The organism is Actinomadura xylanilytica, assembly GCF_030283145.1.
GTDB lineage: Bacteria > Actinomycetota > Actinomycetes > Streptosporangiales > Streptosporangiaceae > Spirillospora > Spirillospora xylanilytica.
Genome location: NZ_JASNWE010000002.1, coordinates 1,175,897 through 1,199,514 on the forward strand (window position 1 = coordinate 1,175,897; position 23,618 = coordinate 1,199,514).

At 69.8% G+C, this 23,618-nt stretch carries 21 protein-coding genes; 13 read left to right on the plus strand and 8 right to left on the minus strand.

Annotated features, from left to right (window positions below; translation table 11 throughout):
* The first annotated feature begins 212 nt into the window (after positions 1-212).
* The 3 genes from QP090_RS16625 (at position 213) to QP090_RS16635 (ending at position 4,049) form a co-directional block, all read left to right on the plus strand.
* A complete protein-coding gene (locus QP090_RS16625) occupies positions 213-2,048 on the plus strand; it encodes an acyl-CoA dehydrogenase (RefSeq protein WP_285939822.1) in 1,836 nt (611 codons plus the stop codon).
* 207 nt (positions 2,049-2,255) lie between these two features.
* The gene (locus QP090_RS16630) at positions 2,256-3,728 is read left to right on the plus strand and encodes an OmpA family protein (protein WP_285939823.1); all 1,473 of its coding nucleotides are present in this window, start codon (positions 2,256-2,258) and stop codon (positions 3,726-3,728) included.
* 84 nt (positions 3,729-3,812) lie between these two features.
* The gene (locus QP090_RS16635) at positions 3,813-4,049 is read left to right on the plus strand and encodes a DUF6458 family protein (protein WP_285939824.1); all 237 of its coding nucleotides are present in this window, start codon (positions 3,813-3,815) and stop codon (positions 4,047-4,049) included.
* A 66-nt stretch (positions 4,050-4,115) separates the two neighbouring features.
* Here QP090_RS16635 and QP090_RS16640 read toward each other — a convergent pair whose 3' ends face one another.
* From QP090_RS16640 to QP090_RS16655, 4 genes are all read right to left on the minus strand, one after another.
* Complete coding sequence (locus QP090_RS16640) at positions 4,116-5,504, minus strand: dihydrolipoamide acetyltransferase family protein (RefSeq protein ID WP_285939825.1); 1,389 nt, start codon at positions 5,502-5,504, stop codon at positions 4,116-4,118.
* A 5-nt stretch (positions 5,505-5,509) separates the two neighbouring features.
* The gene (locus tag QP090_RS16645; RefSeq protein ID WP_285939826.1) at positions 5,510-6,490 is read right to left on the minus strand and encodes an alpha-ketoacid dehydrogenase subunit beta; all 981 of its coding nucleotides are present in this window, start codon (positions 6,488-6,490) and stop codon (positions 5,510-5,512) included.
* On the minus strand, positions 6,487-7,620 hold the full coding sequence (pdhA, locus tag QP090_RS16650; RefSeq protein WP_285939827.1) for a pyruvate dehydrogenase (acetyl-transferring) E1 component subunit alpha: 1,134 nt from the start codon (positions 7,618-7,620) through the stop codon (positions 6,487-6,489). The genes QP090_RS16645 and pdhA overlap by 4 nt, the downstream gene beginning before the upstream one ends.
* Positions 7,621-7,855: 235 nt before the next feature.
* Positions 7,856-8,017, minus strand: a complete 162-nt coding sequence (locus QP090_RS16655) for a hypothetical protein (RefSeq protein WP_285939828.1) — start codon at positions 8,015-8,017, stop codon at positions 7,856-7,858.
* A gap of 182 nt (positions 8,018-8,199) precedes the next feature.
* Here QP090_RS16655 and QP090_RS16660 point away from each other — a divergent pair, with 182 nt between their 5' ends.
* From QP090_RS16660 to QP090_RS16670, 3 genes are read left to right on the plus strand one after another with little or no spacing between them, the layout of a single operon-like run.
* Positions 8,200-8,967, plus strand: a complete 768-nt coding sequence (locus QP090_RS16660; RefSeq protein WP_285939829.1) for a helix-turn-helix domain-containing protein — start codon at positions 8,200-8,202, stop codon at positions 8,965-8,967.
* Between the two features lie 20 nt (positions 8,968-8,987).
* Positions 8,988-9,185, plus strand: coding sequence for a DUF397 domain-containing protein (locus tag QP090_RS16665; protein ID WP_285939830.1), 198 nt, complete (start codon positions 8,988-8,990; stop codon positions 9,183-9,185).
* Positions 9,186-9,242: 57 nt separating this feature from the next.
* A complete protein-coding gene (locus QP090_RS16670; RefSeq protein WP_285939831.1) occupies positions 9,243-10,355 on the plus strand; it encodes a hypothetical protein in 1,113 nt (370 codons plus the stop codon).
* A gap of 24 nt (positions 10,356-10,379) precedes the next feature.
* On the opposite strand, the gene QP090_RS16675 is transcribed toward QP090_RS16670, so the two are convergent.
* Both QP090_RS16675 and QP090_RS16680 read right to left on the minus strand, forming a co-directional pair.
* A complete protein-coding gene (locus tag QP090_RS16675; RefSeq protein ID WP_285939832.1) occupies positions 10,380-12,743 on the minus strand; it encodes a hypothetical protein in 2,364 nt (787 codons plus the stop codon).
* A gap of 98 nt (positions 12,744-12,841) precedes the next feature.
* A complete protein-coding gene (locus tag QP090_RS16680) occupies positions 12,842-14,461 on the minus strand; it encodes a hypothetical protein (protein ID WP_285939833.1) in 1,620 nt (539 codons plus the stop codon).
* Positions 14,462-14,554: 93 nt separating this feature from the next.
* Here QP090_RS16680 and purS point away from each other — a divergent pair, with 93 nt between their 5' ends.
* The 6 genes from purS (at position 14,555) to QP090_RS16710 (ending at position 21,027) form a co-directional block, all read left to right on the plus strand.
* Positions 14,555-14,797 (plus strand): phosphoribosylformylglycinamidine synthase subunit PurS, encoded by a 243-nt coding sequence (gene purS / locus QP090_RS16685; RefSeq protein ID WP_285939834.1) that lies wholly within the window; start codon positions 14,555-14,557, stop codon positions 14,795-14,797.
* 216 nt (positions 14,798-15,013) lie between these two features.
* Positions 15,014-15,454 (plus strand): ATP-binding protein, encoded by a 441-nt coding sequence (locus QP090_RS16690; RefSeq protein WP_285939835.1) that lies wholly within the window; start codon positions 15,014-15,016, stop codon positions 15,452-15,454.
* Between the two features lie 98 nt (positions 15,455-15,552).
* Complete coding sequence (gene purQ / locus QP090_RS16695; protein WP_285939836.1) at positions 15,553-16,233, plus strand: phosphoribosylformylglycinamidine synthase subunit PurQ; 681 nt, start codon at positions 15,553-15,555, stop codon at positions 16,231-16,233.
* 1,085 nt (positions 16,234-17,318) lie between these two features.
* Positions 17,319-19,520 carry a phosphoribosylformylglycinamidine synthase subunit PurL gene (gene purL, locus QP090_RS16700; RefSeq protein WP_285940098.1) on the plus strand — a complete coding sequence of 734 codons (2,202 nt, stop codon included), beginning with the start codon at positions 17,319-17,321 and terminating at the stop codon, positions 19,518-19,520.
* 202 nt (positions 19,521-19,722) lie between these two features.
* Positions 19,723-20,112: a hypothetical protein gene (locus QP090_RS16705; protein WP_285939837.1), complete on the plus strand. Its 390-nt coding sequence runs from the start codon at positions 19,723-19,725 to the stop codon at positions 20,110-20,112.
* 99 nt (positions 20,113-20,211) lie between these two features.
* The gene (locus QP090_RS16710) at positions 20,212-21,027 is read left to right on the plus strand and encodes a CPBP family intramembrane glutamic endopeptidase (RefSeq protein WP_285940099.1); all 816 of its coding nucleotides are present in this window, start codon (positions 20,212-20,214) and stop codon (positions 21,025-21,027) included.
* Positions 21,028-21,073: 46 nt separating this feature from the next.
* Here QP090_RS16710 and map read toward each other — a convergent pair whose 3' ends face one another.
* On the minus strand, positions 21,074-21,898 hold the full coding sequence (gene map / locus QP090_RS16715; protein ID WP_285939838.1) for a type I methionyl aminopeptidase: 825 nt from the start codon (positions 21,896-21,898) through the stop codon (positions 21,074-21,076).
* A gap of 88 nt (positions 21,899-21,986) precedes the next feature.
* Here map and QP090_RS16720 point away from each other — a divergent pair, with 88 nt between their 5' ends.
* Positions 21,987-22,256 carry a helix-turn-helix domain-containing protein gene (locus tag QP090_RS16720; RefSeq protein ID WP_285939839.1) on the plus strand — a complete coding sequence of 90 codons (270 nt, stop codon included), beginning with the start codon at positions 21,987-21,989 and terminating at the stop codon, positions 22,254-22,256.
* Positions 22,257-22,858: 602 nt separating this feature from the next.
* Here QP090_RS16720 and QP090_RS16725 read toward each other — a convergent pair.
* A complete protein-coding gene (locus QP090_RS16725; protein WP_285939840.1) occupies positions 22,859-23,563 on the minus strand; it encodes a hypothetical protein in 705 nt (234 codons plus the stop codon).
* Between the last annotated feature and the right edge of the window lie 55 nt (positions 23,564-23,618).

Consider the following 23,618-nt stretch of genomic DNA (forward strand, 5'->3'; position numbering starts at 1 on the left):
AGCCATTTTCGGGGTGTCGTTAGGTGATCATGTGGTGGCTTGATGTGAGTTGCGTCACTTTCCCTGAATGAGGACAACCGGTCACGGTGCAATCCACACAAATCGGGCGCTCCGATGGGTTGCCACTGGTTACCAGCGGGTAGCATGGTGTCGAGTTACCGACCAGTACGTTGTGCGGGGCCGCGAGCGCCGCCGGACCCGACGGGGTGTTCATGGGGCACTACAAGAGCAACCTCCGCGACCTGGAGTTCAACCTCTTCGAGGTGTTCGGCCGCCAGGAGCTCCTCGGCAGCGGCCCCTACGCGGAGCTGGACGAGGACACGGTGCGCAGCATCCTGGACGAGGTGAACCGGCTGGCCGAGGGCCCGATCGCCGCCTCCTTCGAGGACGCCGACCGCAACCCGCCGACCTTCGACCCGGCCACCGGCTCGGTCGCCATGCCGGAGAGCTTCAAGAAGTCGTTCAAGGCGTGGATGGACGCCGAGTGGTTCCGTCTCGACCTGACGCCCGACTTCGGCGGCAGCGGCGCCCCGCGCTCGCTCACCTGGGCCGTCGCCGAGCAGGTGCTGGGCGCCAACCCGGCCGTCTACATGTTCTCCTCGGGCCCCGGCTTCGCCCAGATCCTGTGGCAGATCGGCACGCCCGAGCAGAAGCGGTTCGCCGAGCTGGCCCGCGACCGGCAGTGGGGCGCCACCATGGTGCTGACCGAGCCGGACGCCGGCTCCGACGTCGGCGCCGGCCGCAGCAAGGCCGTCCAGCAGCCCGACGGCACCTGGCACATCGAGGGCGTCAAGCGCTTCATCACCTCGGCCGAGCACGACATGGCCGAGAACATCTTCCACCTGGTGCTGGCCCGTCCCGAGGGCGCCGGCCCCGGCACCAAGGGGCTGTCGATGTTCCTGGTGCCCAAGTACCTGGTCGACACCGAGACCGGTGAGCTCGGCGAGCGCAACGGCGCCTACGTCACCAACGTCGAGAAGAAGATGGGCCTCAAGGTCTCCACTACCTGCGAGCTCACCTTCGGTGAGAAGCACCCCGCGATCGGCTACCTGGTCGGCGACGTGCACGAGGGCATCAAGCAGATGTTCCTGGTGATCGAGTACGCCCGGATGATGGTCGGCACCAAGGCCATCGCCACCCTGTCCACCGGCTATCTCAACGCGCTGGAGTACGCCAAGGAGCGGGTGCAGGGCGCCGACCTCACCAGGATGACCGACAAGACCGCGCCCCGCGTCACCATCACCCACCACCCCGACGTCCGGCGCAGCCTGCTGACCCAGAAGGCCTACGCCGAGGGGATGCGCGCGCTGGTCCTGCTCACCGCCACCTATCAGGACGCGGTGCAGATCGCCGAGCACGAGGGGCGCAGGGACGAGGAGGCCGAGAAGGTCAACGACCTGCTGCTGCCGATCGTCAAGGGCTTCGGATCCGAGCGGGCGTACGCGCTGCTCGGCGCCGAGTCGCTCCAGACCCTGGGCGGCTCGGGCTTCCTCCAGGAGTACCCGGTCGAGCAGTACATCCGGGACTCCAAGATCGACACCCTGTACGAGGGCACCACCGCCATCCAGGGCCAGGACCTGTTCTTCCGCAAGATCCTGCGGGACAACGGCGAGGCCCTCAAGGTGCTGGCCGGCCAGGTCAGGGCGTTCGCCGAGAGCGACGCCGGCAACGGCCGCCTCAAGAACGAGCGGGCGCTGCTCGGCCGGGCCCTGGACGACGTGCAGGGCATGATCACCCCGATGACCGGCTGGGCGCTGGCGTCCCTGGAGGACCCCCGGGAGCTCTACAAGATCGGCCTCAACTCCTCGCGGCTGCTGCTCGGCCTCGGCGACCTCATCGTCGGCTGGCTGCTGTGCCGGCAGGCCGAGGTCGCGCTGGCCAAGCTCGGCGGCGACGCCGTCTCGGACGCCGACAAGGCCTTCTACACCGGCAAGGTCACCTCGGCGCAGTTCTTCTGCCAGACCGTCCTGCCGCGCCTCGCGTCCGACCGGGCCGTCACCGAGTCGACCACGCTCGACGCGATGGACCTGCCCGAAGAGGCGTTCTGACCCGACCCGCCCCCGGCCCCTGACCCCGCCTCCCGCGGACCCGTGAAACGGCCCCCGCCGCGCCCCGCCGCGCGACGGGGGCCGCCGCGTTCCGGCCGGGCGCGTTCCCTCAGGTCCGGTGGGCACCGCTGCGCGGGACGGTCCGGATGACTTACGCTCGGCCGGGTCCGTCCGCGCCCCGCACCCCCCGAACGAACCGGAGAGCCGATGCCGGCCCGCAGACTGCACGCCCCCCTCGCCACCTCCCTCGCCGGGCTGCTGCTCGCCGCCGGCTGCTCCGACTCCGGCGGGCCGGAGAAGAGCGACCCGCCCAAGGTCACGGCCGGGGCGGCCTCGTCCGCGCGCGCGCAGACCGGGGGGCAGCCGGTCAAGGAGGGCTGGTTCGGCGCTGCCGACGGCCTGCACGCCCGCGTCGAGGTCAAGGGCGTCGAGCGGCAGGGCGCCAAGTCGGTGCTCCGCTACACCGTCACCTCCCTGGACGCCGCCGCCAAGTCGGTGCCGTTCGCCGTCCGGCTGCTCGACCCGGTCGGCCGCAAGCTCTACAAGCCGCTGGTCCCGGGCGCGGCGAGCGAGCAGTTCCCGCCGAACGCGCCGCGCGAGATGACCGCCGAGTACCCGCCGATCCCGGCCGCCGTCGAGAAGATCACCGTGATCACGCCGGGCACCGCCGGGGAGTTCACCGGCGTCCCGGTCACCGGCACCGGCGACGCCCCGGCCCCCACCAGCGGCGAGGCCGCTCCCACGGACAACCCGGCCGAGCTGTACGACATCACCGAGGGCGAGATCAAGGACGTCACCTCCAGCGGGTCCGACGTCACGATAAACCTCCGCACCGACGTGCTGTTCGCGTTCGACTCCGCCAAGCCGTCCGGCCGCGCCGCGTCGGTGCTCGACCAGGCGGCCAAGGAGATCAAGGAGAAGGCCGACCCGGGCAAGCGGCCGCTCACCTTCAACGGGCACACCGACAGCAAGGGCGGCGACGGCTACAACCTCAAGCTGTCGCGCGAGCGCGCCGAAGCGGTGATGAAGGAGCTGAAGAACCGGCTCGGCGGCTCGTTCAAGTACTCCGCGCACGGCAAGGGCGAGGCCGAGCCGATCGCCAAGGAGGGCGGCGCCGACGACGCCAAGGCCCGCGCCCGCAACCGCCGCGTCGAGATCTCCTACTCGGTGCGGCAGCAGGCCGATGGCGCCACCAACGCCTCCACCGCCGCCGCCGACGGCCGCGGCGGCACCGTCCGCCCCGCGGGCTTCCGCGCCCAGGACGGCGCGACCGTGGCCAGCCGCTTCGGCCGGTTCGGCGGCGCCAAGCGGCGGCTGGACGTCAAGCCGTTCTACCGCGACGGCGCCTACATCGTCGCGGTGTTCGACCTGGTCGACGAGGGTCCGGGCAGCACCCCGCCGGACGCCGCCTACCCGCACAAGGACTACCCGGGCGGCGCGTTCACCTCGTTCTCCGTGCTGGCCCCCGGCGGCACCGACGTCTACCGCGCCGTCCGCGTCGGCCCCGCGCCCGCCGGCGGGTCCGCCGCCTACGTCGACCCGGGCCGCGCCACGTTCCGCACCGCGATCGACCAGCCGGTGCGCGGCTTCGCCTACATTCCGGCCCCGCCAGGCCCGATCTCCTCGGTGGTCTTCGACGGCGGCCCCTTCGGCAAGGTGAACAACGTGCCCGTCTCCTGACCACGTCCAGCCGCGCACGTGTGACCGGACAGCCCAGCGGATAGTTAAAGAGCACGGCTGTAGAACGTCTGGCGGAGGTCACGCATGGGTGTCGGCGTCAGCATTTTCACGATCACCCTCGGGTTGATCCTCAAGTTCGCCATCCGGGCGGACGCGATGAACGACCCGGTGGACATCCACGTGATCGGAGTCATTCTGATCATCGTCGGCGGCGTCTCGTTCGCCCTCCAGCTCGTGCTGATGACCCGGACGCAGCAGCGCCGCTCCAGGCCGGACGACCGCGACCACCTCTACGACGGCGACAACCCGCCGCCCCGCTGACCCGGACGGCCCGGACCGCGCACGCAAAGCCGTGTGCGCGGTCCGGGCCGGGCCGGGCGGACGAGGTCAGCTCCAGGCGAGCATCCGGATCGGGTCCTCCAGCATGTCCCCGACATCGCGCAGCACCCGCGACCCCAGCTCGCCGTCGATGACCCGGTGGTCGAACGAGAGCGACAGCGTGGTGACCTTCCGGATCGCCAGCTCCCCCTCGTGCACCCACGGCATGTCCCGGATCTGGCCGACCGCCAGGATCGCCGACTCGCCCGGCGTGATGATCGGCGTGCCGGTGTCGATCCCGAAGACGCCCACGTTGGTGATCGTGATCGTCCCGTCGGTCAGGTCGGCGGGGGTCGACTTCCCCGTCCGCGCCGTCTCGACCAGCGCGTTCAGCGCGCGGGCCAGGTCCGGCAGCGACAGCGCCTGCGCGTCCTTGACCTTCGGCACGATCAGCCCCCGCTCGGTGGCCGCCGCGATGCCGAGGTTGACGTAGTGCTTGACCACGATCTCGGCGCCGGACGGGCCGTCCGCCCAGACGGCGTTCACCATCGGGGTGCGGGCCACGGCGGTGAGCAGCGCCCGCGCGATCAGCAGCAGCGGCGAGACCTTCACCTCGGCGAAGTCCGGTAGCTCGCGCAGCCGCCGGACGGCCTCCATCGTGCGCGTCACGTCGATCTGGAGGAACTCGGTGACGTGCGGTGCGGTGAACGCCGATCCGCTCATCGCCGCCGCGATCGACTTCCGCACCCCCTTGACCGGGATCCGCTCCTCCCGCACCCCCTGAGCCGGCACCGGGGCGGAGACCGGCGCGGCCTGCGCGGCGCGGACGTCGTCGCGGGTGACGGACCCCTGCGGCCCCGTCCCGGCGATCGTGGCGAGGTCCACCCCGAGGTCCTTGGCCATCTTCCGCACGGGCGGCTTGGCCAGCGGCAATCCGTTGTCCACAGCCTGTGGACGAACGACCGCGGGCGTCACCGGCGCCACGGGCTCGGGCGCGGGCGGCTCGGGCGCGGGCGCGGGCGCGGGCACGGGCTCGGCCGCACCGTTCGACTGCTTACGCGGACGCCGCTTGGTGGCGCCCGGCAGCACGCCGTACCCCACCAGGACGGGCTCCCGCTTGGGCGTGTCCGGCGTGACGGCCCCGGGCTCGTCCGCCTTGGGAACCTGCGCCTCAGCGCCGTCGCCGTCGCCGTCGCCGTCGCCGTCGCCGTCACCGGCGACGTCCACGGAGATGATCGGCACCCCCACGTCCACCGTCTCGCCCTCGGTGACCAGCAGCCCGGTCACCACGCCCTCGAACGGGCAGGGCAGCTCGACGATCGCCTTGGCGGTCTCGATCTCCACGATGGTCTGGTTGACCTCGACCTGGTCGCCGGGCGCGACATGCCACTTGACGATCTCGGCCTCGGTCAGCCCCTCGCCCACGTCGGGCAGCTTGAACTGCTTCGTCTCCGTCATCGGCGTCACCATCCGAAGGTCTGGTCGACGGCGTCGAGGATCCGGTCGAGATCGGGCAGGTAGTGCTCCTCGACGCGCGAGGGCGGGTACGGGGTGGAGAAGCCGCCGACCCGCAGGACGGGGGCCTCCAGCCGGTAGAAGCACTTCTCGGTGATCCGCGCGGCCAGCTCGGCGCCGTAGCCGCTGAACACGGGGGCCTCGTGCACCACCACGCAGCGTCCGGTCCGGTTGACCGACGCGACCACCGTGCCGATGTCGAGCGGGTTCAGCGACCGCAGGTCGATGACCTCCAGCGAGCGGCCCTCCTCGGACGCCGCCGCGGCGGCCTCGATGCAGGTCTTCACCGACGGCCCGTACGCGAGCACGGTCACGTGCTCGCCGGGGGTCACCACCCGGGCGCTGTGCAGCGGCGTCCAGCCGCCCTCCTCGACCTCGATCGCGGCCTTCTCCCAGTAGCGCCGCTTCGGCTCGAAGAAGATCACCGGATCGTCCGAGCGGATCGACTGCTGGATCATCGAGTACGCGTCCGCCGGGTTGGAGCAGGCCACCACCCGCAGCCCCGCCGTGTGCGTGAAGTACGCCTCGGGCGACTCGCTGTGGTGCTCCACCGCGCCGATGCCGCCGCCGCACGGGATCCGGATCACCACCGGGAGCGTCACCTTGCCGAGCGACCGCATCCGCATCTTGGCGAGCTGGGTGATGATCTGGTCGACCGCCGGGAACACGAACCCGTCGAACTGGATCTCGCACACCGGCCGGTACCCGCGCAGCGCGAGCCCGATCGCCGTCCCGATGATGCCGGACTCGGCGAGCGGCGTGTCGATGACGCGCTCCTCGCCGAAGTCCTTCTGGAGCCCGTCGGTCACTCGGAACACGCCGCCGAGCCGGCCCACGTCCTCGCCCATGATCAGGACCTTGGGATCGTCCTCCAAGGCCTTGCGCATGCCCATGTTCAGGCTCTTGTTCAGCGTCTGCTTCTCGCTCACGGCCGCGCGCTCCCCTCAAAGGACTCCAGGTAGGCGGCGAACCGCTCCTGCTCCTCGGTCATCAGCGGATGGTCCTCGGCGTACACGTTCTCGAAGATCGACAGAGGCGTCGGGTCGGGCAGCGCCAGGCACGCCTTGCGCAGGTCGGTCGCGATCCGCTTCGCCTCGGCCTCGACGTCCTCGAAGAACGCCACGTCCGCCAGGTCGCCGCGCACCAGGTACGCCTTGACCCGCTCGATCGGGTCCTTGAGCTTCCACGCCTCTTCATCGGACTTGAGCCGGTAGCGCATGGGGTCGTCGTTCGTCGTGTGCGCGCCCATCCGGTACGTGAACGCCTCGATCAGCGTCGGGCCCTGCCCGGTGCGCGCGTTCTCCAGAGCCTTGCGGGTCACCGCCAGGCAGGCGAGGACGTCGTTCCCGTCCACCCGCAGCCCGGGGAACCCGAATCCCTGCGCCCGCTTGAACAGCGGGATCCGCGACTGCTTCTCCAGCGGCTCGGAGATCGCCCACTGGTTGTTCTGGCAGAAGAACACCACGGGCGCGTTGAACACCGAGGCGAACACGAACGCCTCGTTCACGTCCCCCTGGGACGTGGCGCCGTCGCCGAAGTAGGCGATCGTGGCGCCGGCCGAGTCGGTCCCCAGCACCCCGTCCCGCTGGATGCCCATCGCGTAGCCGGCCGCGTGCAGCGTCTGGCTGCCGATCACGATCGTGTACAGGTGGAACCCGTGCTCGGCGGGGTCCCACCCGCCGTGGTGCACCCCCCTGAACAGCCCCAGCAGCTTCACCGGCTCGACGTTCCGGCACCAGGCCACGGCGTGCTCGCGGTACGTCGGGAACACCATGTCGTGCTCGGCCAGCGCCCGTCCGGACCCGATCTGCGCGGCCTCCTGCCCCAGCAGCGAGGCCCAGAGGCCGAGCTCGCCCTGCCGGGTCAGCGCCACCGCCTCCCGGTCGATCCGCCGGACGATCACCAGGTCGCGGTAGAGCCCGCGGATCTCCTCGGTGGTCAGGTCGAGCGGGTAGTCGGGATGCTCGACGCGCTCCCCCTCGGGGGTGAGCAGCTGCACGAGCTCGGGCTCGGCGTGCACCGGGGTGTCTGGCGCGCCGCGCACGGAGTCGATCGTCATCGATGACACTCCTCGTTCGGGGCCGGAACGCGGGATCGCCGCACGCCGGCCGACAACAGTGGCACCGCCCCAGGTAAGGGACGGATAGCCGCTAAAGCCATCGTGGCAGACATCACACCCAACGGCGCAAGACCCCGCCACCGACATCCCTACCCCGACCCACCCCCGCCACCCCGCGCCAACGGCCTCCAGACCACCCCAAGGTGACGCACATCACCGTCCACGGCGCCAGACCTCAGCCCGCGTCCAGCTCCTCGTTGCACCACACGACGACCTCGGAGACCTCGACAACCTCAGCGAGCGGATATCGGACCGTCCCGGTGAGCGGAGTGGTCAGCGAGAAGCCACCCTGCCGGGCGAACACGGTGATCTCTGGCCGTACCGACAGAACGGCCATGCCCAAGCCTTCACACCGGTGCACCGGCCTCAGCCCCCGAGCCATGAGTGCCGCCTCCAGCATCTGCCCGGCCGTCCGGCAATCCGGCGCGGAACGGACGACGGGATGGGGTTCGGGGATCGGCAGGGCGAAGTAGGCGACTTGCCGGAGACCGCAGCGGCGCTGAGCCGTGACCGCGTCCGGTGAACGCCCCAAGATGGTCCATCGCCAAGCTGTCGCGTATCGAGACCGCCTCACAGCGTGTTCAGGTCACCGACCTGGGTCAGCTCGCAGACCTCTATCGAGTCACCGGTGAGCGACGTGATCAACTGCTCGCACTCGCCCGGACCGCGAGACAATGCGGTTGGTGGGATGCCTACGCCGACACGATCCAGACCGATTACGCGGCCTACATCGAGCTTGAGGTCGAAGCGAAGTCGCTGCGCTGCTTTGACGGGCTCGTCATCAATGGCCTGCTTCAGACCGAGCGGTACGCACAAGAGATCATCCGTGTCGGCCTGATGCAGTTTGCTCCGCCGTCCGAGATCGACCGCCGGGTGGATGTCAGGAGAACCCGCCAGGCCGTCCTGACCGAACGGGAGCCCGAGCCGCTCCGGCTCTGGTCGATCATCGACGAGGCGGCGCTTCGCCGCATGACCGGTGGGCCGGAGGTGATGAGCCGGCAGTTCGAGAGGTTGCTGGAGTTCGCCGGTCTCCCCAACGTGATGTTGCAGGTCCTCCCCTTCCAAGCAGGGGCGCATCCCGCCGTGACCGGCACCTTCGCCCTCATGGACTTCCCCGGGAAGCACATGGCGGACGTCGTCTACCTGGACGGGCTGACCGGTGCCCTGTACGTGGAGGACGATGTCCAGGTCCACACTTACGGCCTTGCGTTCAATCAGCTCGCTATGAACGCCCTGGGTGTCGACGACAGCCTTGCCCTGATCGCGGAGCTCGCCAAACGCGTGTGAAGCAGGCAGAATTGGGGCAAATGAGCATTGAATCACTCGTCTGGCGTACCGGCTCCCGATCGGCCCAAGGGGCCAACTGCGTCGAGGTTGCCGGGGCCAGGGCATTCCGCTTCCTGCGCGATTCGAAGGATCCAGACGGTGCTGTGGTGATCTTGGGCTTGGACGGGTGGACCTCGCTGGTCGAGGAGATCAGGTCCGGGGCGCACGACCTCGCCTGAGGCGACCGCGGCCGGATGTGCATTCCCCCGACTGCCCCTTCCTGGCATCATCGACCCGTGCGTTACAACCGGGTCATCGCTGGTGTGGTCGTGCTCGCGGCATTGGGCGGGTGCACCGAGAAGCCCAAGTCCGCATTCGACCCCACCCCGAAGCCGGTCCGCCCCGGCCAGGCGGTCATCATCGCGGGTGACACGAATCTCAATCGAGATCCGCGTGACGGTGAATATGGCCTGCGCAGCAGCGCTTATGGTGGTGGCGGGATCGCGATGTCAGCCGGTGGCGACATTTACTACCGCGTCTATTATGACAGCGAAGGACGCGTTGCACGCTTGGGAAGAGATGGCAAGGTGTCGCTTTATGGAGTGGACATCGTGCCTGATCAGATGGTCATCTATGGTGATGATCTCTGGCTGATTGCAGCGGGTTTCGGGATCAAGGTTCTTCGAGTTTCCGTAGCCGGCTGGCGGCAGGCGGAAGTTATTAAATGGATGGACTTGAAGGATTCGAAGAACATTGAAGTGAGAGATTCGGCGGGAGGGTCGCTGTCAGCTTCAGTGAAGCTTCAGCTCTATCCGAATTGGAAGGGGGCGAAGCTTGTTGTTCGTGCTGATGGTGTCCCGATCGTTATCTCTAAGACGGGAATGCTGTTTGAGGTTCGCGGGCCGGGGAGGCTTGATGAATGGCGCCCTCTCGGTTATGGCGATGCCCTTGACAAGGTGGTCGAAGAAGGAGAATTTCAGCCCTCGGACGCGGTGCTCGACGACCAGGGTGGATTGGTTCTGCTAGGGCATCGCGGAATTATTCGACTACCGCGCACTGGTCCGGCGACTTCGGTTCGATTTCCGAAGTCAGTATCCCGCCTGCCTTCGTGGTCCACTGTTGTTCCCGCAGGTCAGGGGGCTGTGGTGCTGCTAGGGGGAATGAAAGCGAGCACAATCACGCCCCGGCCGACCCTGGTGCGACGAGATGGAAGGATGGAGCGGTTGTCGTGGGGTGGATTTGTCAGGTGTGACAAATTCGATGGGTCCCTTGGTTCCGTCGCATCCGCCATGTCGAGTGGTAGTGTCCGTGCGGCTGATGGCAGTATCTTGCTGAATGATAAGGGTTGCGGTCGGGTCTACTCGTTCAAGCTTCCCGATCGGCTGGCCGGTTCTGCCTTTGAAAAGTGAGTGCAGTACGCCCTGGATCGAGGCTCAAGAAGGTGGGATGTTGTGGTCCGACGCACTCTCGGCTTTCCGGAGTACCTCTAGGCCGGTGACCTCGTCAGTCTGTGGTGTCCGTTCTTTGAAGGGGTGCTGCTTCGTCCACTGGATGACGCGGGCCTTGTCTTCCGTAGATAGATCCTCCTTCTTGAGAAGTGAATTGATCGTGGGATCGCCGGTGTTCCCGTGGTGGGCGAGTGCGTAGCCGCGAGCCAGGTCCAGATAGATCTGGTCCGAGTAGGTGGAATTTTCCGCTTTGATCTGCTCGATCTTCTTGTCGAAATCCTTGTACTGGATCTTGTCCAGGGCGAGATTCGTGCCGATGCCGTAGACATCGGTGACTCCGGGGACGGCACCGGCCGGTGATGCTCCGATGATCCCGCCGGTGATGTCGCGCAAGACGCCGAGACGCTTCTGGGCGTCTTCGTACTGCTTCTTCGTGATCTCCTCGCTGCTGGTCCGCTCCTTCGCGTAGGCGGCGATGAGGTTCCCCTCCAGGTATCCGGCGCGCACGATGGCGTCGCCCAAGCTGTGGGTGCGCAGGCCCCAGGCGAAGAGTCGCTGCCGATAGTTCTGGGTATCGGCGGCGAGCTGCGCCCAGGCCCTGTCGTCGGCGGCGAAGGTGCGAAGGAAGGACTGCATGTCCGAGCCGCTGATGTCCACGTAGGCGCGATGGGTCACCGGATCAGTGCTGGGCAGTTCGGTGCCGCTGGCGGTGCGGTTGGCGTCGGCGATGGCAGGGATGTGCATGCGGGTCATCTGCAACAGGCCGGAGACCAGACCCGAGCCGAGTTCGGCCTCGTACTGCTTGGTGTGGCCCATCCAGCGCGGGCCGCTTCCCTGAGGGGGGACCACGTCGAACCAGGGGAACAGGTCCGGCGGGCTTTCCTTCTTCAGCAGCTTGTCGACCTTCTCCCGGCCTTTGTCGTTCCACCAGGCGACGGTCTTCATGATCTCGGCGGCATTGCTCGCGGCCTCCTCCTCGTGCCCCTTCTCCGGGGTGGTCGCCAGTTTGATGACGGCCCCCGCGGCGGCACCGGAGTCAGGCCAGTCGGGAGCGACCAGCAGGGACGCGTAGGTTCCGCCATTGCCGCGGCTCAGCCACGTCAGCGCGTCGGCCTTCTCGGCGTCCTTGATGGTGAAGCCGTTCTCGAGGTCTGTGGCGACCAGCGTCCGAGCTGCCGCGCGGTCGTTCTGCCGGGAGATGCGGCCCAGGATGGTGAGGGCCGGGTCGTACTCGTTCAGCACCTTCGGATCACCGTTGCGGGCCGAGGTCCCCAGGCCCCAGGCATCCCACCAGCGTCCGTTCGGCTGGTTGGTGGCGTAGGTGTACTGGTCTCCGGCCTTGCCGCCGACCGTTTCGGTGATGGCGTAGGAGGGGTGTTTCTGGCGCCAGCGGAGGGCGGCCTTGCCCATGTCGACCAGGACGGACGAGCTCCACTTGACGTCCGGGGCGCTGAGCTTGACCAGGAGGGCCTGGCCGGGGAGGTCGGCGCCGATGGGGCCCAGGGCGTTGGCCAGGGCGCCCTGGCCGTCCTTCTTGCGGGAGAGGGCGGCCAGGGCGGTTCCGACGGCGCCCAAGAGGGCCTTGTCGTCCTTGGAGAGGGGGGCGCCGCTTCGTCTGTGGAGGGTGTAGGCGAGCTTTCCGATGGAGCCGGCCGGGACGTTGCCGAAGAAGGTGCCGAGGTACGCCTGGTTCTTGGCGTTCTCGCGGAGGGTGCGGCCGATCTCGTTGAGCAGGGGGCCGTCGGGGTCCTTGAGGTTCTTGGCGAAGGCGAGGGCCTGGAGGCGGCCGAGATCGGACATCTCCCTGTCGCCGAAGCGTTCGAGGTCGGGGATCGCGGGCATCGGGCCGCGGGGCGTGACCTGGTTCTCGGCCAGGGCGTACATGACGCGGGTGCGCATCCGCCTGGCCTGGTCGCGGCACCAGTCGGACGTGCGGGCGCACTGGGCGGTGCCGGCGATGCCGGGGCCCTGGACGGCCAGCAGGCGGCGGACGCGGTTGCCGTGCCCCGGAAGGCCGTCGGCGGCGCGGTTCAGGGCGGTCTCGAGGCGTTCCAGGCCGCTGGGGGACACCGAGGCCACGCCGGGACGGCCGGACGCGGGGGTGACCCGGGGGATCTCCGGGACGGTCAGCACCATCGGCATGTGGTCGAGTTCCGACACCATCTTCATGATCTGGACCATCATCCGGTCGAGTGACCGGTTGTGGCCTTGCAGATCGGCGGTGAACGCGCCCGCCGAGCCGCCCTGCCAGACCTGCGGGCCCATCATGCGGACGATCTCGGACATGAGCGTCGAAATGGCCTGGAGTTCCGCCTGGACGGCCGGCACATCGATCTTTCCTGTGACCATTCGCGGCGTCCCCCTGATTCCCGTCCCGCCACAAGTAGCGCACGGGTACGACAGGGTCAACGGGCGCGTTGACCCGCCTTGACAAAGGGGGCGCCGCCCTACTCCCGGGACAGGGCCCGGGTGGCGCCGGCGGCCACGGTCAGGCCGAGGACGAAGCCCGCGGCCACCAGGAGGTTGGCGATCCACTGGTAGATCCCCGCCGGGGCGAAGACGCCCTCTTGGCCGAGCGATCCGACCGGCAGGAGCAGGTCGAGGGTGTAGAAGAACGCGTTGAAATGCGGGCTGTCGTCGGCGTTCAGGACGCCGGGCTTGTGCAGCGAGAAGACGACGGTGCCGAACGCCAGCAGGCCGATCAGCCAGCTCGCCGCGCGGAACGGACGGTAGCCGTAGCCGACCAGGGCGTCCTGTAAGTAGCCGATGGTCTTGAGGGGGAGGCCCTGGGTGCTCCGGCGGTCGCGGGCCTTCGCCAGGAGGATGGAGCGGCCGTCGGCGTCCAGTCCGAGGCTGCGGTAGGTCTGTGCGAGCCGCTCGTACGGCTGGGGCTGGTAGCCGTCGGTGTCGCGGCGCAGCCAGCCGAGGCGCTCGCGTGCGGTGAGGGGCGGCTCCAGGTTCTCGTACTGGAGGCCGTCCAATTGGAGGCGGGACGGCCATGTGCCGGCGTCGTCGCGCAGGAGGTTGACCCGGGCGTAGGAGAGGTCCGCTATGCCCTTGATGGCCTCGGTGGGCCTCAGAAGGAGCTCCTCGGCCTGGAGGCGCTGGAGGCCGAGGGCAGTCCCGGACTCGTGGCTGAGGCGCGCACCGCTCAGGCTGAGCTGCCCGGCCACGCGCGCGCCCGCGAAGCTGACGCCGCCGTCGGCGCTGAATCCGTCTGTGCAGTAGACGTCGGTCTCCACGGCGAGGTCGTCGGCGTTCAGGGCGGTGCGCTCGGGATGGACGAGCTTGGCGCCGACGAACGAGAGGTAGCCGCCGACGCGGGCGCCGCGGAGCCGGATCTCGCCTTCGGCGCTGAACCCGCCGTCGCAGAACACGTTGGCCGCCGCGTCGAGGCGGCTGGCGTACAGGGCGACGCCCGGCGGGTTGTGCAGCCGGGCTCCGCGGAAGATGAGCTGGCCGCCGATCCGGGCACCCGGCAGGCGGACCTCGCCGTCGGCGGTGAAGCCCTGGTCGCAGTAGACGTTGGCGTTCACGGTGAGGCGGTCGGCGAGCAGCGCGTCGTCCCCGGGATTGACCAGGTGGACGCCCGACATGTTGAGAATGCCGGTGATGTGCGCACCGTCCAGCCAGAGGCCGCCGGAGATGCGGCTGCCCTCCAGCCACATGTGCCCGTCCACCCGGGCGCCCGAGGCGATCAGACCGGGCAGGCCGCACCGCATCAGGTGGACGCTGCTCATCTTCGCCCAGTAGAGCTGCGGGGGCTCGTCGAACGCGCAGCCGGTGAGCGCCAGCGGGGCGGCCACCTCGGCGTGCCCCAGGTTCAGCGGGCCGACGACGCGGGCGCCGCTGAGACGGACCGCGGCGACCTGGCCGGGCTCGGCGGCGACGGCGCCGACGAGCAGCGCGACCAGCACCTCGGCCCGGACGGTCCGCTCGGGCCCCCACCGGTCGGCGCCGCCCGGGTCGTTCAGGCCCTGGTCGGCGGACGCCAGATCGACCGACTCGCCGCGCGGGAACGCCTCCCAGAGACGGCGTTCCGGAGAGGACAGTTCGTCGATGTTCATCCTCGGCTCCGGGGGACGGGTGCGTTCAGTGAGGCAATGGTGCCGTACGCTTCAGGTTCGTCAGCAAAAGCGCAGATCAATGAGGGGGCTGTCGTGGCGCGTGTCGTCGTCGACGTCATGCTCAAGCCGGAGATCCTCGACCCGCAGGGGCAGGCGATCTCCCGGAAACTGCCGCAGCTCGGGTACGAGGGCGTCGCGGCGGTCCGGCAGGGCAAGCGGTTCGAACTGGAGCTCGACGGGCCCGCGGACGACGCGGCGCTCGACCGGGCCCGCAAGATCGCCGAGACCCTGCTGGCCAACCCGGTCATCGAGAACTTCGAGGTGCGCGTCCTCTGAGCCTGGGCGCGGTTCGTCCGGGCGTTGTCGGTCCCGGTCGCCGTCCACTTCGGATCGGCCAGTGGGCCGGGGCGTTCGCGGTGCACGGAATAGGCCCCTGGCGTAACGATTATCCGAGTTTTCGCCGGGGAAGCCTAGGTGCGTCGAGCCGCGGAGCGTCCCTTCGGGGCGGTGGCCCGGCAGGGGGCTAGGCGACCACAGGGGTGACCGGTGGATATGAGGTTCTCGCTCGCATTGCCACGCGAAGCGCCGAGTATCCCGGTGGTCCGGCGGGTGATCGGCGACGCCCTGCGCGCGCTCGGCGTGGCCGACGACTGCGTCGCCGACCTGCTCCTCGCCGCGTCCGAGGCGTGCACCAACGTGGTCCAGCACGCCCGTGCCACGGGCGACTACGAGGTGGTCGGGCACATCGACCAGGGTGCCTGCACCCTCAAGATCATGGACTGGGGCCGGGGGCTGCGCGGGGCCGAGGAGGACCGCGGGATGTTGAGCGAATCCGGCCGCGGGATTAGGATCATGCGGGCGCTGGTGGACGACCTGAGCATCGACTCCTCGCCCGAACGGGGCACCGTCGTCCACCTACAGAAGCGACTGACCTGGAGCGACGAGGCCCTGGTTCGCCGCCTCGACCGCCGGCTCATGCCCAGCGCCGGGTAGATTGGACGCGCGCGGGGGGATCGTTGCGCGCAAGCGGTGATCGGCGGAGAGAGTACCCGCCCGCCCCGGCCGCACCTCATTTCGGAGGAACAGAACAGATGGACGCTGCCCGGGTTGGGGTCATCACCTTCCCCGGCTCCCTGGACGATCGTGACGCCGCACGAGCCGTACGGCTCGCCGGCGCCGAGCCGGTCACACTGTGGCACGGTGACCACGACCTCCAGGGAGTCGACGCCGTGGTGCTGCCAGGTGGTTTCTCATACGGGGACTACCTGCGGGCCGGGGCGATCGCACGGTTCGCGCCGCTGATGGCCGAGTTGGTGGCCGCCGCCAAGAAGGGGCTGCCGGTGCTCGGCATCTGCAACGGGTTCCAGGTGCTGTGCGAGTCGCACCTGCTGCCCGGCGCGCTGCTGCCGAACGCCGGCCTGCACTTCGTCTGCCGCGACCAGCGGCTCCGCGTCGAGCACGCGGAGACCGCCTGGACCGCCGACTACAGCCAGGGCCAGGAGCTGCTCGTCCCGATCAAGAACGCGGACGGGCGGTACGTCGCCGATCAGGAGACCCTCGACGAGCTGTCGTCCAGCGGCCGGATCGTGGCCCGCTACCTCGACCTGAACCCCAACGGCTCCCTCGACGACATCGCCGGGATCTGCAACGAGGCCGGCAACGTGGTCGGGCTGATGCCCCACCCCGAGCACGCCGTGGAGTCGCTGACCGGGCCGTCCACCGACGGGCTCGGCTTCTTCACCTCGATCGTCAAGAGACTGGTCAACGCATGAGCGAGCAGCCGCCCAACACCCCCGGCCCCCCGGACGGTCCCCGCCGCAGGGACCGCTCCGACGAGACGTCGATGGAATGGCTCGCCGGGCTCAAGTCCGACGCCGACGACCCCGAGCTCCAGCCGGTCGACCCGGCCGTGACGCAGGCGTTCGAGGCCATCGTCGACGAGGACGACCCCGCCGCCGGCGAGGAGTCCGGCCTGATCTTCGGCCCGTCGGACGACCCGTCCGGACCGTCCGGCGGACAGACCCCGCCCGCCGCCGCACCCGCACCCGCCCCCGCCGACCCCGGCCCCGCTCAGAGCGGCTCGCGGCGCGGCGGCCGGCGCCGGGCCACCGGGCCGATCCCGAGGACGTCCGGCGAGCGGGCCGTCCCGGCGGCCGGGCGGTCGTCGTCCGGTATCGGCCATCCGGTGCCCGAGGAGACCTCGGGGCCGCTGACCGGTCCCATCCCGCCGCTGAACGAGGTCCAGGCGACCGATCCGGCCGAGGCGCCGGCCAACGCGGGCGACCCCGCGCGCGATTTCGTCAAGGCGCTGGCCGCCGAGGGCACCGGCATCGCGCAGGCGTCGGCCTCGGACCCGTCCGCCCCCGGCTTCCCTGACCCCGGCTTCCCTGACCCCGGCTTCCCTGACCCCGGCCTCACCAACCCGGATGTCGCCGCCGCTGCCGCCGCCGCCCGCCGCGAGCCCCAGGGATCCCAGGGATCGGGGAGTTTCGAGAACCCCCGGTCCTCCCAGTCCCCCCGGAGCCCCGAGGGGCCCGGCGAGAGCAGCGGCCCGTTCGCCCTGCCCGAGCTCCGCGACCAGCAGGAGCCGCCCGCGCGGCCCGAGCGTCCGGCCGAGGGCTCGTCCGACCCCGTCGCGGGCCTCGCCGCGCTCGCCGCCGCCTCAGGCCCGGCGGGCGAGTCCGGCGAGCCCGGCCGGCCGGACAGGCCCGTGGCGTCCGGCGAACGGCCGCCGACGGGCCCGCAGCCCGTGATCACCGCGGTGGGCGTCCCGTCGCCCGCCGCCGACCCGGCCACCGACACGGTCGCGGTCGCCGCGGCCTCGCCCGACCGGCCCCAGCCGTTCGCCGAGCTGGGCATGAAGGACGAGGAGTACCAGCGGGTCCGCGACATCCTGGGACGCCGCCCCACCGCCGCCGAGCTGGCGATCTACTCGGTGATGTGGAGCGAGCACTGCTCGTACAAGAGCTCCAAGGTGCACCTGCGCCAGTTCGGCGACAAGGCCCCGCAGACCGACGCGCTGCTGGTCGGGATGGGGGAGAACGCCGGTGTCGTCGACATCGGCCAGGGCTGGGCGGTGACCTTCAAGGTCGAGTCGCACAACCACCCGTCCTACGTGGAGCCCTACCAGGGCGCGGCCACCGGCGTGGGCGGCATCGTCCGCGACATCATGTCGATGGGCGCCCGCCCGATCGCGGTCATGGACTCCCTCCGCTTCGGCCCGGCCGACGCCCCCGACACCCAGCGGGTGCTGCCCGGCGTGGTCGCCGGAGTCGGCGGCTACGGCAACTCGCTCGGCCTGCCCAACATCGGCGGCGAGACCGTCTTCGACGCCTGCTACGCACAGAACCCGCTGGTCAACGCGCTGTGCGTGGGCGTGATGAAGCACGGCGACATCCAGCGGGCGATCGCCCCCGGACCTGGCAACCGGGTGATCCTCTTCGGCGCCGGCACCGGCCCCGACGGGATCGGCGGCGCCTCGGTGCTCGCCTCGGCCACCTTCGACGACGAGTCGCAGCAGAAGCGGCCTGCCGTCCAGGTCGGCGACCCGTTCATGGAGAAGCTGCTCATCGAGTGCTGCCTGGAGCTGTTCGCCGAGGACCTCGTCGTCGGCATCCAGGACCTCGGCGCCGCCGGTGTGTCGTGCGCCACGACGGAGCTGGCCGCGGCCGGCACCGGCGGCATGCACGTCGAGCTCGACTCCGTCCCGCTGCGCGACGCGACCCTGCGCCCTGAGGAGATCCTCATGAGCGAGTCGCAGGAGCGGATGATGGCCGTGGTCGAGCCCGGCAAGGTCGACCGGTTCATGGAGATCTGCGACCGCTGGGAGATCCCGGCGACGGTGATCGGCGCGGTCACCGGCACCGGCCGCCTGGTGATGACCTGGCGCGGCGAGACGATCGTCGACATCCCGCCGGGCACCGCCGTCGACGAGGGCCCGGTCTACGAGCGTCCGATCGCGGTGCCCGCCGACCTCGGCGCGCTCCAGTCCGACACCCCGGGACGGCTGACCCGCCCGTCCAACGGCGACGAGCTGCGCCGCACCGTGCTGTGGCTGGCCGGTTCGCCCAACCTCGCCAGTAAGACGTGGGTGACCTCGCAGTACGACCGGTACGTACTGGGCGACACGGTGATGGCCATGCCCGAGAACGCGGGCGTGGTGCGGATCGACGACGAGTCGGGCCTCGGCATCGCGCTGTCCCTCGACGGCAACGGCCGTTACACCCGCCTCGACCCGTACGCCGGCGCCCAGCTCGCGCTGTCGGAGGCGTACCGCAACGTCGCCGCCACCGGCGCGCGTCCCCTCGCGGTCACCAACTGCCTCAACTTCGGCTCGCCGGAGGACCCGGGCGTCATGTGGCAGTTCGCCCGCGCGGTCGAGGGCCTCGCCGACGCCTGCCGCTACCTCGGCGTCCCCGTCACCGGCGGGAACGTGTCGTTCTACAACCAGACCGGCAGCACGCCGATCAACCCGACGCCGGTCATCGGGGTCCTCGGGGTGCACGACGACGTGCGCAGGCACGTCAACATGTCGTTCACCTCCGACGGCGCCACCCTGGCGCTGCTCGGTGAGACCCGCGAGGAGTTCGGCGGCTCCGAATGGGCGCACGTGGTCTACGGCCACCTGGGCGGCCTGCCCCCGCTGGTCGACCTGGCCGCCGAGGCGGCGCTGGCGTCGGTGCTGGTCCAGGCCGGTCGCGAGGGCCTGCTCACCGCCGCGCACGACCTGTCGGACGGCGGCCTGTCGCAGGTCCTGGTCGAGTCGTGCCTGCGCGGCAGCATGGGCGCCCGAATCATGCTGCCCGGCGACCCGTTCGTGTCGCTGTTCAGCGAGTCGGTGGCCCGCGCCGTGGTCGCGGTGCGTCCCGGCGCCGAGTCCAAGCTGGCGGCGCTCTGCGAGGCCAAGGGCGTTCCGGTCACGCAGATCGGCAACGCCGGCGGCGACTCGCTGACGGTCTCGGGCCGCGGCCCGGAGGGCGACCAGCAGGAGATGTTCTCGATCCCGCTGGCCGAGCTCCGCGAGTCGCACGAGCGCACCCTGCCGAGCTACGCCGGCTGATCCGGCACGCCCCACGGGCGCCCGTCCACCCACGTGGCCGGGCGCCCGTCCGCGTCACGGGCCGTCACTTGCCCGCCCTGCCGTCCCCGATACCGGGGCCGCCACGGTCGTCCTGGGCCGTCTGGACGGGCGCTGGAGGCGCTTCCAGGGGCCGCCTTGCGGCACTCCACCTGATCCGGCGAAGCGTGCGATACTCCCGCGCATGCTCGTCACCCGAGAGAACGTCACCTACGCCGCCGAGCCGATCCCGCACCTGGTGGTCGTCGCGCCGCCGCACATGGACGCGCTCCCGCCGCTGACCGTGCGGGACGGCGTCGTGTCGAACTGCGCGGGCTGGAACCTCGCCGCCCGCCTCGCGTTCAGCGTCGTCGACGGCCCCGGAGAGGCCGGTTTCATGGTCCAGGGCGCCAACGGCCAGCGGGACGCGAAGGTGATGCTCCAGTGGCTCGAAGCCGTCGACAAGGCGGGCGGCGCCCTGGTGATCGCCCTGGAGTCCCAGCCCCAGGACCTGTCGCTCGAACACCTGGTGGCCATTCCCAACGCACGTGGCGGCTCGGTCCCGTTCCTCCCACCGGAGTCAATGGCCGACTAGTATTTGGGATGAATCCCCTGGTAGGGACCCCTGCCGCGATGCACCCTCGCGCACCCCCATGGGCCGGACCATCGCTGAGCAACAGGATGTGACGTGGCGATGATGGCGACGAGCGGGGAGCAGGACGGGCAGAGAGGGCGGCGGCTCACCTGGCCGTGGTTCATCGTGGTGGTCCTGGTCTATCTGGCCGTCATCCAGGGGCTCGGCCTGCTCATCGGGGTGGATACCCACGACTCCAAGAGCGAGTTCCCGACCACCGAGTCGATGATCCGTAACGCGCTGGTCCCGATCGGCGCCTCGATCGTGTTCGCCGCGGCCCTGACGACCTGGCTCGGCTGGTGGCCGGACGTCGTGCGCTGCCGGGTGCCGGTCCGGCGCTGGGTGTGGTTCGTGCCGGTCTCGATGCTGGTCGTCTCGGTCGCCGGCCTCGACTACGGGAACCTGGCCGACCAGCGCGTGACCCTGGTGCTGTGCCTGCTGGCGCTCGGCGTGTTCGTCGGCGTCGGCGAGGAACTGATGTTCCGGGGGATCGGCGTCAACGTCTTCCGCCGGGCCGGGCTCAGTGAGGGCAGGGTCGCCCTCTACTCTTCGCTGGTCTTCGGCGCGGCGCACGTCAGCAACGCCATCGGCCAGGGCACCCAGGCCGTTCTCCAGGCAGTGATCGTGTCCACCTCCGGCTATTTCTTCTACCTGTGCCTCCGCGTCGGCGGCACGATCCTGCTGCCGATGCTCGTGCACGGTCTCTGGGACACCGGCCTGATCTCCAACCTTGTCGGCTCCGATCCCGCCCCCTCGATCGGGATGATCCTGCCGATCGTGCTCCAGGTCGTCCTCGTCATCGTGCTGATCGTCCGCCGACGCGCGATCGCCCCGGTTCCGACCACGGCACGGCGGCGGCGCGACCCGGTGAGCTGAGCCGGCCGGACGGGGCGCTCGTTCGGGCGAGCCCACCGCTGGAGCATCAGGCGTCCTTTCCGGACAGACGAACTGGCGGGTCCTCCCTCGTCGCAGGGCGGTCCGGTTCACGCCGGGTGAGCACGAGGGGGCCGTCCTCGGTGATGGCCACCGTGTGCTCGGAGTGGGCCGTGCGCGAGCCGTCGGCCGACCGGATGGTCCAGCCGTCGGCGTCGTAGACGATCCGGTCGGTCGTGCGGGCGAACCAGGGTTCGAGCGCGAGGGTCAGACCCGGACGGAGCGTGAGGCCGCGCCCCGCCCGGCCCTTGTTCGAGACGTGGGGCTCCTCGTGCATGGTGCGGCCGAGGCCGTGGCCGCCGAACTCGTTGTTGACCGGATAGCCGTAGTCGCGGGCCACCGCCCAGATCGCCGCCGAGATGTCGCCCAGGCGGTTGCCCGGACGCGCCGTCTCGATCGCCGCCTCCAGCGCTTCCTCGGTGGCGCGGATGATCCGCAGGTCCTCCTCGGCGGCGGTCCCGACGACGACCGTGCACGCCGAGTCCGCCACCCAGCCGTCGATGCCGACCGCGAGGTCCGCGCTGAGGACGTCCCCGTCACGCAGCGCGTAGTCGTGGGGCAGGCCGTGCAGGACGGCGTCGTTGACCGACAGGCAGATGACGTTGCGGAACGGACCGCGGCCGAAGGACGGCGCGTAGTCCCAGTAGCACGACTTCGCACCGCGTCGTTCGATCATGGCGCGCACGTGGTGTTCCAGGTCCAGGAGGTTGACGCCCACTGTGGCGAGCCGGCGGACTTCGGAGAGCGCGTCGGCGACGAAACGCCCGGCCACGTGCATCCGCTGGATCTCCGCGGGCGTCTTCAGTTCGATCACGAGTACCTCACGTACAGGGAGTGCCGGTATTTCTATACCGGCACTCTAGTGCTTGACGGTATAGAAATACCAGTCCTACCCTGGGGACATGGTCCGCCAACCGCTCACGCCCGAACAGATCGAAGCCGGCAGGCGCCTCGGCGCCCTGCTGCGCCACGCGCGGGCAGAACGCGACCTCGCGGAGGTCGCGCACGCGGCCGGCATGTCGCCGGAGACCCTGCGCAAGATCGAGACCGGCCGCCTGCCCTCCCCCGGGTTCGGCACGATCGTCCGCCTCGGCGAGGCGCTCAACGTGCCGGTGCAGGAGCTGGCAGCCACCTGGCGAGGCGGCGACCTACCGCTGAAAGCCGTCTCGTAGCCGGTCCAGCGCTCGCTAGAAGACCGAGTTCTGATCACGGGGTGCTCGTGACCTACGGAGCGTGGCCAGAAACCGACTCTGACCTGGTGTTCTGCCCTCACCGACTCGCGCCAACTCTTAGGTGATCTCAGGTCCATGTGCCCTGGATGTGCCCTCGGCGTCTGGGGCCGTGACCCACCATGTTGAGTGAACAGGACGACGAGTAGGAGCCGCTGACCTGTGAACAGGCTGCCCCCTTCAGTCAGGGGGTCGCCCGTTCCGTGATTGATCCGCGCTGTCAGCTTGGGAAAGTCTCATCCACCGCCCGCCGGTCACCTGCACAACCGCTGACCTGCCCCTATGTGCGCCCCTCCCGTTGACGACCGTCCACGACCATGATCGTTTGCTCTGGCTGGCGCGCAACGGGCACGCCGACGAAATCAGTTCGATCACGGTCAAGGTCGCTGACTGCCGTCCCCGCGATGACCTGGTGGCGACAGCTGATCACGTGCGGCGGTGTGCGCAGTCGTCGTCCCATTACGATGATCATGGACCATATTGCTTGGTGGGCGGGCGTTCGTAGTCACGGACGCAACGGGGCGACGCCTTGGGGGGCGTCGTTGTCACCGCGTCCAGCTCGGCAGGTACTCCACATGCACCAACTGCTGGTCCGCCTCTGGCAGGTCATCGTCGAAGACCGTGCAGTAGTGGTAGTTGCACCCGCCAGGAAAGTACGGGTAGCCGCGGGCAGCCACTTTGGGACCGGTCTTCGCCGCGTCGAAGAAGTGCCGTGCCTGCCTCCTGAATGCAGAGGTGCTGCCCGTCATAAACAGCGTCTCCCCGTACACGTGCTGCCGAAGCAGGTCCCTGTTCTCCGCGTGGTCCAGGGCGTCGAAATCGATGTCCTCCTCGACGAGGACGTCGCTGGCGGGCAACCGTGCCGTACGAAGGTCGCGAGGGGGGTTCCCCCGGCTGATCCGCTGCCGGATCCGCTTCCACTGAGCCGGGCGCAGCTGAAGCGAGTGGTGGCTCATTACAAGGTCCACTGCTACACCGTCGTCTTCCAGGCCCGGCGGGCACGGGGCCGTCCGAGTCGGGAGGTAGACGACCGAACGCTGCGACCGTGCCGCCAACAGCCAGAGCGCGCCCATCAGGCGCCCTTCCGGACGGTCCACGGTGAAGCTGAAGTATCTGTCCATCTGGCGCAATGACGCATTCTTCAAAGGGCGGGCGGGGCTGATAACGCGGTACTCCCGGCCCCCCAGCCGCACTCGCTGAACAACGATCCTCACCCGCCGGTCGCCCGGCCACATCCCGTTCACCGCCATCCGGCAACGGTAAAGATGATTTGGCCGCGCGGCCATTCATTTGTCCGGAAGGCCG

Coding starts and splice junctions, on each gene's coding strand:
- QP090_RS16625 (WP_285939822.1), top strand. CDS start 213: ATGGGGCACTACAAGAGCAACCTCCGCGACCTGGAGTTCAACCTCTTC.
- QP090_RS16630 (WP_285939823.1), top strand. CDS start 2,256: ATGCCGGCCCGCAGACTGCACGCCCCCCTCGCCACCTCCCTCGCCGGG.
- QP090_RS16635 (WP_285939824.1), top strand. CDS start 3,813: ATGGGTGTCGGCGTCAGCATTTTCACGATCACCCTCGGGTTGATCCTC.
- QP090_RS16640 (WP_285939825.1), bottom strand. CDS start 5,504: ATGACGGAGACGAAGCAGTTCAAGCTGCCCGACGTGGGCGAGGGGCTG.
- pdhA (WP_285939827.1), bottom strand. CDS start 7,620: ATGACGATCGACTCCGTGCGCGGCGCGCCAGACACCCCGGTGCACGCC.
- QP090_RS16655 (WP_285939828.1), bottom strand. CDS start 8,017: ATGGCCGTTCTGTCGGTACGGCCAGAGATCACCGTGTTCGCCCGGCAG.
- QP090_RS16665 (WP_285939830.1), top strand. CDS start 8,988: ATGAGCATTGAATCACTCGTCTGGCGTACCGGCTCCCGATCGGCCCAA.
- QP090_RS16675 (WP_285939832.1), bottom strand. CDS start 12,743: ATGGTCACAGGAAAGATCGATGTGCCGGCCGTCCAGGCGGAACTCCAG.
- QP090_RS16680 (WP_285939833.1), bottom strand. CDS start 14,461: ATGAACATCGACGAACTGTCCTCTCCGGAACGCCGTCTCTGGGAGGCG.
- QP090_RS16690 (WP_285939835.1), top strand. CDS start 15,014: ATGAGGTTCTCGCTCGCATTGCCACGCGAAGCGCCGAGTATCCCGGTG.
- purQ (WP_285939836.1), top strand. CDS start 15,553: ATGGACGCTGCCCGGGTTGGGGTCATCACCTTCCCCGGCTCCCTGGAC.
- purL (WP_285940098.1), top strand. CDS start 17,319: ATGAAGGACGAGGAGTACCAGCGGGTCCGCGACATCCTGGGACGCCGC.
- QP090_RS16705 (WP_285939837.1), top strand. CDS start 19,723: ATGCTCGTCACCCGAGAGAACGTCACCTACGCCGCCGAGCCGATCCCG.
- QP090_RS16710 (WP_285940099.1), top strand. CDS start 20,212: ATGATGGCGACGAGCGGGGAGCAGGACGGGCAGAGAGGGCGGCGGCTC.
- QP090_RS16720 (WP_285939839.1), top strand. CDS start 21,987: ATGGTCCGCCAACCGCTCACGCCCGAACAGATCGAAGCCGGCAGGCGC.
- QP090_RS16725 (WP_285939840.1), bottom strand. CDS start 23,563: ATGGCGGTGAACGGGATGTGGCCGGGCGACCGGCGGGTGAGGATCGTT.